Origin of the sequence: Streptomyces wedmorensis, from assembly GCF_000716445.1 — a bacterium.
In the GTDB taxonomy this organism is placed as follows: domain Bacteria; phylum Actinomycetota; class Actinomycetes; order Streptomycetales; family Streptomycetaceae; genus Streptomyces; species Streptomyces wedmorensis.
Map to the genome: position 1 here is coordinate 1 of NZ_JNWK01000076.1, position 13,081 is coordinate 13,081.

A 13,081-nucleotide genomic window follows, 5' to 3' on the forward strand; every position below is an offset into this window, starting at 1 on the left:
GGTGGCCGACGAGGCACAGAACATCAAGACCGCCCACGCCGTATGGGCACAGCGCCTGCGCTCCCTCAACTCCCACGCCCGGTTCGCCCTGACCGGCACGCCCGTCAGCAACACCCTGGAAGACCTGTGGGCGCTGCTCGACTGGACCACACCCGGCCTGCTGGGCGACCTGAACTCCTTCCGCGCCACCTACCAAAGCGCCCCCCACGCCGCCGGCCCGCGCAGCGGCAAGACCCGCACCACGACGCAGCCCGCCATCGCGCTGGAAGACCTCATCCGCCCGTTCGTACTGCGCCGGACCAAGAGCGAGCACAGCGGACCAGGCAGCCCTGTACGCGGCACTGGTGGCCACCGCCCGCAACAGCGGGCAGCGCGACAAAAAAGCGAGCGCGATGGCGCTGGGCACGAAACTACGCAAGATCGCCAACCATCCGGCCCACTACCGGGGCGATGTCCCCCAAGGCAACCTCGCCGAGCAGTCGGGCAAACTCGCCAAACTCGACGAGCTGGTCACCGAGATCACCCAAGCCGGCGAAGCCGTCCTGGTGTTCACCCAGTTCGTGGAAATGGGCCAGGTCAACAAAGACACCCGCGCCTCCTGGGTGAAAACCTTCCAGAGCGGCGCCGAGGACGCCCCCAGCGTGTTCATCATCTCCACCAAAGCAGGCGGCACCGGGCTGACCCTGACCCGCGCCAACCACGTCATCCAGTACGACCTGTGGTGGAACCCCGCCGTCCTCGACCAGGCCGACGCCCGCGCCCACCGCATCGGCCAGACCAAACCCGTCCACATCCACCGCCTGATCAGCCAGGGCACCATCGAGGACAAAATCTCCGACATCCTCACCGACAAAACCGCCCTCGCCGAAAACCTCCTCGACAACCTCCAAGGCAACGCCGGCACCCTCACCGACGACGACCGCTTCACCGAACTCCTCGCCGAACACCTCACCACCACCACGAACTCCCCCACACCCCAGGCCCTGCCCACCCCCCACACCGACACAGAAACCCCCGGAGCCTCCACCACCACACCCGGCATGCTGAACGCTCCCCCCACCCCGACCCCGGCCACACCCGAGCAGCCCCCCCGACTCCGGCAGCGGCGGAAGAAGAAGACGACCATCGACTCGGTCATCAACCCGCCACCCGGCAGACGTGTCACTCGCAGCTCCCGGCTACAGGAGCCCACCGCCACGCCCCCTGATCCGCAGGTGGCCGTGGGTGAGCCGGTCTCGGCCGAGGTCATGGATCCGGTGGCAGTGTTCGAGGCGATGCTCGCCCTCCCGGCCACACACCACGTTCCCGTCGCGACACTGGCCGACCTGCTGACCCGTCTGGTCCACCACGTACTGTCCCGGGCCGCCGACGGCACCGTCCTCTCCCCCCAGGAGGTGACCGCCCTCATCCACGGCCCCGGCCACGAGCCCGGCCCACACGAGGAGCACTACATACGCGGCCTGCTCCAGGCCACGGCGCTGCCCCACACCGGGCGGACGGGCCTGCTGAGCGCGCGGCTGATGGGCCAGTTCACCGAAGCCGTCCACACCGAGCTGACCGCCGGCCGGCAACCGGACACCATGGCGCTGCTGTCCACGCTCCTCGCCCCGAACACCCCCACACCCCAGATGCTCGCCCAGGCACAAGGCTGGCTCGACGCCACCGCCCTCCCGCACACCCCCGGCCTGCCCCAAGCCCTGATCACCGCCGCACGCCACCTCGCCTCCGCCCAACCCGGCCACTTCCAAGCCGTCAACGCCATCACCACCACCCTCCTGCACACCAACCAGGCCACCGCCTTCCAAAGGCAGGCCATCGAACACTGGCTCAACGCACCGGCCACCGGACAGCCCGCCACCAGCCCCGTGCAGGCCTTCCGGCGCATGCTGCAAGCCCCCGTCCCACCGCCACTGACCTCCCGTTCCACCATCGCCGACGTCCTCACCCGCCTCATCCACTACACCCTGACCCTCGCCCAGGACGACACCGTCCTGGAGTCATGGCGGATCCGCCCACCACGCCGCCATCCCCACCCAGCAGGTCAACAAGACCCAGCTCCTGCACACCCTGCTCGGCACACCACCCACCCCCCACATGCTCGCCCAGGCCCAGGGCTGGCTCCACGCCATGGAACTGCCCCACACCCCCGGACTCCCCACCGCACTCATCACCGCCGCCCGCCACATCCACACCCTCCACAACGACCCCGACACCGCCGTCGACGCCATCGCCGCCCACCTCCTCGCCACACCCCGCACCACCCCCACCCAGACCACCGCCATCCACCAATGGCTCACCACACCCCCCACAACAACCGCCCACCACAACCCACAACACCAACCACCCCGCAAACACACCCACACCGACGACGACACACCACCCACCACCCCCGACCCACACCACCCCACCAAACGCCGCAAACGGGAAGACCCCGACACCCGGCCTCGCCGGCCGCGGCAGTCCTGAGCGAATGCGGTCGCGTGAGGTTCAGTGCCCGACGCTCCGCACGTCTCCACCGAACCCCTGGGGGCCCGCGTCCGTGCGCAGAGGTGACCGACGGCCGCCACACGCTCGCGGCCGGCCGCGAGGCTGAGGAGAATCATGGAGAAGAACGCGACCGTGCCTGATGTGGACGCCGTCAAGCGGCTCCTCGACGAGAACGGGATCACGTATGTCGTGGACGAAGAGGGTGACCTGTGCGCCCCGTGGCGGCACTTCCGGATGTACTTCGTGTTCTCCGACGTGGGAGGACAACAGGTCTTCTCCGTGCGCGCCTTCTACGACCGTCCGCATGGTGTCGAGGACCACGCGCAGCTCCTGCGGACCGTGGACGAGTGGAACCGGGACGCCCTCTGGCCGAAGGTCTTCACCTACACGAAGGACGACGGCTCGTCGCAGCTCGTGGGTGAGGTGCACATGCTGATCGGCCCCGGCTGTGACGAAACACAGTTCGCCGTGTCGACGGGCAGCTGGATCGGCGCGTGTATCGAGTTCGACGAGTGGCTGGGCGGAAAACTGGGCCTGGCACAGGACGAAGACCCGGACGAGAACCCGGACGAGAACCCGGGCGAGGACCTGGACGAGGACCTGGACGAGGGCGACAGCCCCGAACTGGGCGCCGCCGTCCGGTGAGACGAAGGGGGCGGGGCCCGCGGCCCCGCCCCCTGGTCACTGGCGGACGCTCTTCACGTCGGCGGGGGACAGCAGCCGCAGGTCCTGGACCGTCGGCGTGGCCAGACCGCTGATCCGCCGGGCCTGCGCCGTGACCATGGCGTCGAGGACCTTGCGTGCGTAGCGCCCGTTGCCGGAGACCCGACCCTCGTGGGTGGCCTCGAAGTGGCCGCGCAGCAGCTCGATCGCCTCCTCACCGAGTTCGTAGCCGTTCGCGTCGGCCTGGCTGCCCAGAATGGTGACCAGCTCGTCGGCGCTGTAGTCCTCGAACTCGACCCACTGGGTGAAGCGCGAGGAGAGTCCGGGGTTGGCCGCGGTGAAGGCCCGCATCTCGTCCGTGTAGCCGGCGGCGATCACCACCACCTCGTCGCGGTGGTCCTCCATCAGCTTGACCAGGGTGTCGATGGCCTCCTTGCCGAAGTCCTGGCCGCCGCTGCCGCCCGGGGGGAGCAGCGCGTACGCCTCGTCGATGAACAGCAGTCCGCCGCGGGCCCGATCGAAGGCCTCCTTGGTGCGCTGGGCCGTGTGTCCGATGTACTCGCCGACCAGATCGCCGCGGGCGACCTCGATGAGCTGGCCCCGCTGGAGGATGCCGAGGGCGGTGAGCAGCTTGGCGTAGAGCCGGGCGACGGTGGTCTTCCCGGTGCCTGGGTTGCCGGAGAAGATGAGATGGCGGCTGACCGGCGGGGCCGGCAGCCCCGCCGCCTTGCGGTGCTGCACCTGGGCGAGGAGGCTGACGAGATCGGTGACCTCGCGCTTCACCTCGGCGAGTCCGACCATGGCGTCGAGTTCGGCGAGGATCGCGGTCACTCCCGCCTCGTCGCGTGTGCCGGCGCCGGCTCCGATGCCGCCGCCCGGGATCTCGCCGACGTCTTCGGGAAGCAGCCGGGTGAGGTCGTACGCGTCGGCGTTGGGCTGCGCGGCGAGCCGGTGGGCCTGACGGTCCACCATCTCCTCGAACACCTTGCGCGCCGTGCGGCCGTTGCCGAAGTTGGCGTCGCGCGGGACCGCCTCGAAGTACTTGTGCAGGGCGGCTCGTGTGTCGTCGGCCAGCTCGTAGCTGTGGGTGGTGCAGAACTGTTCGGCGATGGTCACCATCTCGGGCGTGGAGTAGTTCTCGAACTCGACGGTGCGGGTGAAGCGGGAGGCCAGTCCGGGGTTGGCGTCCATGAACTTGCGCATGTCATGGGTGTAGCCGGCGGCGATCACCACGACCTCGTCGCGGTGGTCCTCCATCAGCTTGACCAAGGTGTCGATGGCTTCCTTGCCGAAGTCGGGTCCGCCGCCCGCGTTCGCTCCATTGACGAGGGAGTACGCCTCGTCGACGAACAGCACTCCGCCCATCGCCTCGGTGAACTTCTCGGTGGTCTTGATGGCGGTGCCGCCCACGATCTGGGCGACGAGGTCCGCGCGGGCGACTTCGACGACGTGGCCCCGTCGCAGGGCTCCGAGGGCGGCGAGGATTCCGGCGTAGAGGCGGGCCACGGTGGTCTTTCCGGTGCCGGGCGGTCCTGAGAAGACGAGATGGCGTCCCATGGGAAGGCTGGGCAGTCCGGCCTCGGTACGGCGTTTGGCCAGGCGGTTGAGGTTGACGAGGGTGGCCACCTCCCGTTTGACGCCGGCGAGGCCGACGAGCTGTTCCAGCTTCTGGAGAAGCTCCTCGGCGGAGTTCCGCTCGGCCTCGTCCGGTTGCGCCTTCGCCTCGGATCCCGGTTTCGGCACCTGCTCGGGCGGCGTGCTGGGCGCACCGCCGGACGCGCCGCCGGTGCGGGGCTGCTCCGCCGGGGTGTCGCCGGTCGCCTGGGCGGTGCCGTACGCGTCGGGCAGGGCGTTGTCCCGGCTGGTGAGGTCCTCCACGGTCAGCCGGTCGCTGGGCAGGGTCTGGCGCAGGCCCGAGCGGCGGTTGGCGGCGACGGTGCAGTCGCGGATGACGATCGGTTCCGTACTCGCCACGACGATTCCGTCGCCCCCGTTGCCGGTGAGCTCACAGCCGGTGAAGGAGCCCCGGGCGCCCTCGGCGAGACGGACTCCGTTGCCCCGGCAGTCGCGGATGCGGGTACGGGAGACCGAGACGTCGCCGTCGGCTTCCACGGTGAGTCCGTCCACTCCGGCGCCTCGGATGTCGCAGTCGCGCAGGGCGCTCTGCCCGCCTTCGCCGATGAGGATGCCGGCGTCGGTACCGCCGTGGACGGTGGTACCGCTGATGTACGGATGTCCTCCGTCAGCGGTGTGCACCGCGGCGTAGCGGGTCTCGGAGATGTCGCAGTCCTCGATCCGTCCGCGACCGCGTTCGACGACGACGATGCCGTGCCCCGCGCAGTCGGTGACCGTGGCCTTGCGCAGCAGCGGGTTCGCCCCGGTACGAATGACGATCCCGTGCTCCTGGACGTGCCGGACCGTCAGATCGGTGAGCGTCCCCACGGCGTCGTCGGCGAGCGTGACGCCGGTTCCGGAGCAGTCCCGGACCAGCAGGGAGTCGAACACCGGGTCGCTGCCGCCGCCCACCCAGACGCCGGAGGCGCCCGCGTCCTCGACCTCGCAGGCCTCGAACGTGCCCCTCGAGCGTTCGTTCACGTGGATGCCGCTGGCGCGCGGCCGGGTGATCCGGGTGTGCCGGATGTGCGGGTCCGCGCCGCCGGCGATCTGGATCCCGTGGCTGCCGGTGTCGGCCGTTCTGCAGTCGTCGACGACGACCTGTCCGGTGCTGGTGACATACACGCCGACGTCGGCCGTGTCATGGACGACCGATTCGATCAGCCGCATGGCGCTGTCCTTCTGCACGACCACCGCCGGCTGACCGATCGCGGAGATGTCGCAGCGTTCGACCGTGCCCCGCGCGCGGTCGGTGGCGACCACGCCGTTTCCCTTGGCTCGGGTCAGGGTCGAGTCGAGGAGCCGCAGCTCCGCGTCGTCCCCCACATAGACCGCCGACCCGGCGATGCCCTCGATCGACGTGTGCTGGACCACCGTCCGTGCCGTTCCCGTGGTGACGATGCCGGAGCCGCCCGCGTTCTCCACCCGGCATCCGTTCAGCGACAGTCCGGCGGAGCCGCGTGCCAGGACCGCTGCCCAGGCGTCGGCGCGGACCTCGCAGTCGTCCAGGCGCAGATGGCCGGAGGCGACGTCCACGGTGGCCCGGTCGGCGCCCGTGGCGCGGAGGAGGACACCGGAGAGTGTGGCCCGTTCCGCCGCCATCACCACGGCGCTGCCCTCGACGGGTTCCAGGACGACGCTGCCTCGGCCCTCCTCCGCCGTGATGGTCACCGCGGTGGTCAGCACGACGTTCTCCGCGTACTGGCCGGGCCACACATTGATGATCGAGTCCGGAAGGGCCGCGGCCAGTGCCTCGTTGATGGTGCGATGGTGCCGCGGATGACTGGGCGAGACGTGGAGAACGTGCCGTGACATGCAGATTCCTCACCGGTTCCCGGGGACAACGCTTCCCACCTGACACGTGGCGCTTCCTGCGTCGGTTCAGCCGGCGCCGGGCCCCCCGGCCGCCCGCACCCCCGGCCGACCGGTCGTGGGTGACGACGGCCGTTCGCCCGTTCGTCGACGGATACGTAACTCCGCCGACTGGCGGATATCTGCGTCCGCGAGGTGGGACCAGTGTGAGAGGCACCCGCTCCCGGTATGAGCGGCTCCGCCATCTCACCCAGAGGGGGCCCCGTTGAGTGTGGTCACGCAATGCCGTCGTCAGAGGGGCACTCCCCGGACCGGGTCCGGTACGACGGCACTCAGCACGGACAGAGGCGGATCCAGGCACTCCGTGCCCCGAGGAGATGAGCGGATATGAGACGAGACGAACAGGCGACGTCCGAGGATGTCTCCCTGCGGTCCGCCACGTTCACCGACATGCACCGGGCACTGCGGTCCCTCAGCGCCGAACACCGAGTCGTGCTGGTCCACGTGTACTTCCGGGGCATGTCCGTGAACCGGGCGGCCGAAGTGCTGGGCATTCCGGCCGCCGCGGTGGTCTCCCGTACCTACTACGCCATGCGCGCGCTCAAGGACGCTGTCCAGGCATGCGGCGCCGAGGCATGAGCGGCGACTGCGGGACACTCCCCAGGTTCTCGTACACCTTACGTGCCACCTCCGTACGCGAGCGCAGCCCCAGTTTGGCGAGTATGTGCGACACGTGGGTCTGTACGGTGCGGGGCGACAGGAACAGCTCGGCGGCGATCTCCGGGTTCGAATGTCCCTGAGACACGAGGCCGGCCACCTTCAGCTCGGCCGGGGTCAGCGCCTCCCAGCCGCTCTCCGGTCTGGTCCGGTTGGTGGCCGCCGCGGTCCTGACGCCCAGGGCCCGCAGCCGGGTACGGGCCCGCCGGATGTCCCACGCCGCGCCGATCCTTCCGTAGCACTCCGTGGCGCGGAGCAGCTGTTCCCTGGCTTCCGCCTGTCGTCCCAGGGTGGCCAGCACCACCGCGAGATCCTCTCGCGCCTGCCCTGCCTGCAGCGGGCGGTTCGCCTCCGTGTAGTACTCCACCGCGGACAGCAGGAGCGCCGGGTCACCGTCGGTCATTCCGTTGCAGCGGGAGGCGGCCGCCGCGCGGCCGGCGTGCGGCTCCCTGGAGCTTTCCCGCGTGCTGATGAACGCCGCGGCCCGCGCTATCGCGATGTCGCCCACCGAGAGGGCCAGCCGCACGATGTCGGGGAGCCACTGGTAGCGCTGATCAAGATCCTTGGCGTACCCGGCGTCCAGGGTCGGCAGCAGCACGGCCAGCGCCTCGCGCTGTCTTCCGGCCCGTTCGGCCATCAGCGCGCCGGCCATGAGGCGATAGCTGGAGTGCGATCTCTGGAGCCCCTCGGGGTCGGGGAGGTCGCGGAGCTGCCGGAAGGCGGCGTCGGCCGCCGGTTCGTCGTCCCGGTGGCCGTGTATGAGCACTTCGACACCGTGGCGGAGCACGGGCATCCAGGCGATGCCCGGCAGGTCTTCGATGCCCGAGAGACCGGTCAGCGCGTCGTCCCAGAGGCCGGTCCAGTAGTTGAGCACCGCGGAGCTCATCGCGATCCCGCTGAACTGGCCGTAGATGCCCTGCGCTTCGGAGAGTCCCCCGGCTTCGCGCAGCGCCTCCAGAGCGTCCTCCATACGGTCGACGGTGCCGAGCATCACCGCCCGGGTGACCAGCATCGAGATCCGCAGATCCGTGTTCTCCTGGCCCCCCTTGCCGAGGGTTCCCGCTCGGTGGGAAGCCGCCAGCGCCCGCTCGCTCTCCGCCAGCGCCGATTCGGTCCGCCGCGCCCGCATCAGCCCCAGAGCGACCGCTTGACGCCCGTACGCCTCGGCCTGGTCATCGCCGTCGCGCACCGCCTCGGCGACGGCTTGCGCGGCGATGGGCGCCGCCTCCGCCTCACGGCCCGCGCTCCACAGGGCGATCGCGCCCAGAGCTCGCAGCCGGTTGCGCAACTGAGCGGTCACCGGGCCATGGGACGGCTCGACCGCCGAGTCCGCCGAGTTCGTCGCGTCCGCCACGTCCGACGCGTACGTGGAGTCCACAGCGGCGATGGCCTCGATCGCCTCGTCCCAGCCCCCTTGCCAGAACAGGCTGTGCACCAGCGACATCGTCAGCTGCCCCGCGTTCTCGGGGTCGCGTGTCCGGTCGAGCAGTCTGCGCAGGATGACGGAGCTCTCGGGGCGCCGGAGCAGGAAGGCGGCCGTACCGAGGTGACGTTCGAGCATCGAGTGGCCCGGGTCCTCCGGCGGCAGCCGGGCCATGGCGCGTTGGATGAGGTCCATGGCGACCGCGGGACAGCGGGTCGCGAGGGGTTCGGCGTGCTCGGTGATCCACCTCAGCATCGGCCCCGCGGCGACGGGTCCGGCGTGCAGCAGCTGTTCGGCGACGCGGTCCATGGAGGCACCGCCCGCCGCCAGGGCCTGGGCCGCGCTTCCGTGTGCCTCGGCCCGCTGCTCCGGCTCCAGTGCGGCGTAGAGGGCCTGGCGGATCACCGGATGGCGAAAGCGCATCCCGTCCCCGGTGTCGACGAGGACCCCCGCCGGTACGGCCTCGTCCGCCACGGCGAGCAGTTCCCACGGGGAACGGTCCAGCACGACGGCCAGCTCGCGGGCGGTGAACTCCGTTCCGAGCAGGGCGGCTCCCCGGAGGGCTTCCTGACAGGCCGCCGAGAGGAGCGACAGGCGCGTGCCGACGGCCCGATCCGGTGGAGGCGGGGGCTCCGACGCGGCCTGTCCGGCCAGTTCGGCGACCGGGCCGTTCCACTCGACGCCCTGGTCGCGCCGCAGGGCGTCGAGCAGCTCCCGTACGAACAGAGGGTTGCCGCCCGCGGACGTGAGCCATCCGCACAGCCCGGGTCCCGGCGCCGCGCCGAGCAGGGACTGCGCCAGCGTCGCCACTTCCGCCCGTGTCATCGGCGCGAGTTCGATGAGGCGGGTGCCCGCGCTGAGCAGCCCGCGGCGCAGCCGGCTCACCTCGGGCCGGTCCGGCACCGCCCGCAGCGTGGCGACGAGCAGCAGCGGAACGCGGCCCACCATCCGGCTCAGCCGCTGCCACAGCAGCAGTGTGGCGTCGTCCGCCCAATGCAGGTCGTCGAGCATCAGGACGAGCGGTCCTTCGTCGAGCATGGCCGTGAGCAGCCTGATCAGCCGCTCCATGACCGCCATGGTGTGGGTCGAGTCCTCGGGCCGGTCCGTCTCGGTGGCACGGTCCTGATCGAGACAGCCGAGGAGGGGACGCAGCGGGAAGCCATGGCCCAGTTCGGAGGCGGTGGCGTGCAGCACCCGGCAGCCGAACCGCGCGGCCTCCAGCGACGTCAGCTCCAGCAGGGTGGTCTTGCCTATGCCCGGTTCGCCTTCGATGAACACCGAGCCCCCACGGCCGCCTCGGAGGCCCGCGATCAGGTCCGCGAGTTCTCCCGCCTCCCGTTCCCGTCCGATCCACGAGCCGTCTTCCGCCGCGGTCGTCTCCCGTGTCATGCGTCCCTTCCTTCCGCTGGTTCAGATGTCCTGGCGGCCGAGCCGTCGCTCGTGCAGGGCGCCGAGGCGTACGGCCTCCCCTGCGATGTCCGTCCGGGAACGCGCGCCGAGCTTCGTCAGGATGTGCGACACGTGGGTCTGCACCGTTCTGGGCGAGAGCAGCAGTTCGGCGGCCACTTGTGGATTCGTACGGCCTTCGGCCACCAGCAGCGCCACTTTCAGCTCCGTCGGGGTCAGCGCTTCCCAACCGCTCTTGTTCCGGTCCCGTACGCCTCTGTGGGCGCGGCGGATCCCCAGTGCGCGCAGCCGGACGTCGGCACGGGCGATGTGCCAGTCGGCCCCGAGGGAGCGGTACACCTCCACCGCACGGCCGAAGGAGGCGCGAGCCCCCGTCATGTCGCCGTGGCCGGCCTGGACCACGGCCAGGTCTTCGAGGAGCCGGCCGAGGCCGGGCCGGAACACGGACCGCTCGTAGTAGGCGAGGGCCTCCCGCAGCGCGTCGGGGTCGCTGGTGACCAGACCCAGACAGTGCTGTGCTACGGCTCCCCGAACGGGCTCGTCCGGAGCCTGCGCCGCCTCCTCCTGAGCTGCGCGGGCGGCGGTTGCGGCGGCGGAGGTGTCACCGGCCGCCAGGGTGAGCCGCACCACGTCGGGCAGCAGGTGGAAGCGCTGGTTGTGGGCAGCGGCCAGCTCGGGGTCGAGTGTGTGGAGAAGCAGGCTCAGTGCCTTCTCGGGCTTTCCCTCCCGTTCGGCGAGGAGCGCTCTGGCGGCGAGGAGGAAGGACGTCTGGTTGCCCGGTACTCCGGTGAGGACGTCCACGTTGGCGACGGCCGCCAGGTGTTCCCGAGCCTCCCTGGGGCGGTCTCGGCTGCCGAGGATGAGCGCGGCGAGGCCGTGACGGACTGCGGGCATCCACGAGTCGGTGGGGAGCTCGCTCAGCGACGCCAGGTCGTCCAGGGCCTCGTCCCACGCACCGGTGCGGTAGTTGAGCGTCGCGGAGAGGAGGACGACCCAGGAGGTCCGTCCTTCCGGGTCCGTCGGTTCCACCAGGGACCGGCAGGTCCGCAGCGCTTGCTTCGCTTCGTCCAGGCGTTCCAGGGCGGCGAGCAGATGGGCACTCAGGAGGGTCAGCCCGACCCTGACGTCGGTGGCCTCCTCGCAGCCCAGTGTGGCCTCGATGCCCTGCTCGAGCTCCAGGAGCGCGTCCTGCTGTCTTCGGGCGCGCATCAGCAGCAGGGCCCTGGTGTACCGGGCGTATCCGATCGACAGCGGGGACGGGAAGAGCTCGGCGTCCGCCAGGACGTGCGTGGCCGCCGCTTCGGCTTCGTCGAGGCGGCGGCCGGCCCACAGCAGCCACGCCCAGGGGCCGCGGAACTGAGCCGTCCACTCCGGCGCATGGGCGTGGGTTTCCAGAGCCTGGGTGACCTCGCGCAGGCCCTCCTCGACGCGGTGCTTCTGCACGAGGTGGAGGACCAGGATGAGAGTGAGTCTGGCCCGGCGCTCCGGTTCGGTCGCCTGGTCGCGCAACAGCCGGATCTGGTCGGCCGCGCCGGACCGGCGCAGCAGAAAGGTGCCCCGCAGGAAGTACTCCTGCAGACGGTCCCGGTGCCGGTGAGCCGGGTCCAGTTGTTCCAGGGCGCGTTCGACGAGTTCGGTGGCGGCCCAGGGCGCCTCCGCGAGAAGGGGGTCACCGGCCTGTACCAGCCAGTCGACCGCCCAGTCGTCCCACGCCCCTCTCACGGGGATCAGCTGTCCGGCGATCTGCCGGTCCGGAGCACCGGCCTGTGCGAACGCCTTGGCGGCGTGCAGGTGCAGGCTGTCGCGCAGGGAGCCCGGCAGGCCCGCGCGGAATGCCTCACGGGCCACCTCGTGCCGGAATCTCAGCGCGCTGCCGTTCTCTTCCAGGACCTCTGCCAGGATCGCCTCGCCGACGATGCCGTCCAGCTCCTCGCGGCTGCGGCCGGTCACGGTCGCGAGGTCGTCCGTGGTGAACGGTGCGCCGAGCAGCGTCGCGACGCGCAGGATGTCGACGACAGCCCGCGGCAGGCTGACCAGCCGGTTGACAACGGAGTCGGTGAGCCGTGCGGGCGGGAGCTCGTCTCCGAGGCGAGCCCCCAGTTCGGCCTGTCCCTCGGTCACCGTGATCGAACCGGCGCGGGTCAGCGCGTTGAGCAACTCTCCGACGTAGAAGGGATTTCCGCCGGCAGCCGCCAGGTGCCGGAGAAGTCGTTGGCCGGCGATCGCCCCCAGTGACCTCTGCGCGAACAGCGCCGTCTCCTGCTCGGTGAGGGACGGCAGGTCCATCATGACCACGCCCCCGTCCTGGTCGGCCAGGGTCTGACGGAGCCCGGCCAGACGAGCGGGGTCCGGGCCACCGGTGCGCAGGGCTGCGACGAGAAGGAGGGGCAGCCGGGCAGCCGCCTCGCCGAGCCGCTGCCATACCAGCAGACTGGCCTCGTCGGCCCATTGGAGGTTGTCGAGGACGAGGACGACGGGCCTGGTGGCACACAGGCCGGTGACCCGTTCGACCAGGCTGTCGGCTGCGGCGCCGACCGCGAGCCCGGCGGTTCCCGGGGCGGTCAAGAGTTCGGTGATGGCGGACCGGTGGGCGGCGATCACCGGGTCGGCGGTCTCCAGGCAGTCGACGACCCCGGCCAGCGGGAACCGCTGACCCAGTTCGTCGGCGGCACCCCGTAGGACGAGGCAGCACCGGCGGCGGGCGTCGGCCACCAGGAGGGACAGCAGTGCGGTCTTCCCCGCACCCGGCTCGCCCTCGACGAACAGCCTGCCGCCTCGTCCGGACGCGAGAGCATCGAGGAGTTGCCCGAGCAGGTCCACCTGCCCCTCTCTGCCCACCAAGGGACTCTCGCATCGCATCTGCTTCACAGAACGCCCCCCCGAAATGAAATTTGACATGCAAACGCCAACTGGCGATGACCACAGAAGTTACACAGAGACTGACCAGTAGTGATCCCC

6 protein-coding genes and 1 pseudogene are annotated in these 13,081 nt (G+C 70.6%); 4 read left to right on the forward strand and 3 right to left on the reverse strand.

The features are described from left to right. Nucleotide 1: 1 nt before the first annotated feature. The 3 genes and pseudogenes from OO54_RS48925 to OO54_RS36670 form a co-directional block, all read left to right on the forward strand. Nucleotides 2-298: pseudogene (locus OO54_RS48925) on the forward strand (SNF2-related protein); the annotation flags it as partial. Nucleotides 299-344: 46 nt separating this feature from the next. Beyond that, nucleotides 345-2,627 carry a DEAD/DEAH box helicase gene (locus OO54_RS44430; RefSeq protein WP_157856582.1) on the forward strand — a complete coding sequence of 761 codons (2,283 nt, stop codon included), beginning with the start codon at nt 345-347 and terminating at the stop codon, nt 2,625-2,627. Continuing rightward, complete coding sequence (locus OO54_RS36670) at nt 2,602-3,132, forward strand: type III secretion system chaperone family protein (RefSeq protein ID WP_051787681.1); 531 nt, start codon at nt 2,602-2,604, stop codon at nt 3,130-3,132. The genes OO54_RS44430 and OO54_RS36670 overlap by 26 nt, the downstream gene beginning before the upstream one ends. A gap of 36 nt (nt 3,133-3,168) precedes the next feature. On the opposite strand, the gene OO54_RS36675 is transcribed toward OO54_RS36670, so the two are convergent. Beyond that, nucleotides 3,169-6,579, reverse strand: coding sequence for a right-handed parallel beta-helix repeat-containing protein (locus tag OO54_RS36675; protein ID WP_033211312.1), 3,411 nt, complete (start codon nt 6,577-6,579; stop codon nt 3,169-3,171). A 384-nt stretch (nt 6,580-6,963) separates the two neighbouring features. On the opposite strand from OO54_RS36675, the gene OO54_RS36680 reads away from it, so the two are divergent. Beyond that, nucleotides 6,964-7,215, forward strand: a complete 252-nt coding sequence (locus tag OO54_RS36680) for a sigma factor-like helix-turn-helix DNA-binding protein (RefSeq protein ID WP_051787683.1) — start codon at nt 6,964-6,966, stop codon at nt 7,213-7,215. Here the strand turns inward: OO54_RS36680 and OO54_RS36685 are convergent. Beyond that, on the reverse strand, nt 7,178-10,105 hold the full coding sequence (locus tag OO54_RS36685; protein ID WP_051787685.1) for a helix-turn-helix transcriptional regulator: 2,928 nt from the start codon (nt 10,103-10,105) through the stop codon (nt 7,178-7,180). The genes OO54_RS36680 and OO54_RS36685 overlap by 38 nt on opposite strands. 21 nt (nt 10,106-10,126) lie before the next feature. Continuing rightward, nucleotides 10,127-12,961 carry an ATP-binding protein gene (locus tag OO54_RS36690; RefSeq protein ID WP_159391652.1) on the reverse strand — a complete coding sequence of 945 codons (2,835 nt, stop codon included), beginning with the start codon at nt 12,959-12,961 and terminating at the stop codon, nt 10,127-10,129. Between the last annotated feature and the right edge of the window lie 120 nt (nt 12,962-13,081).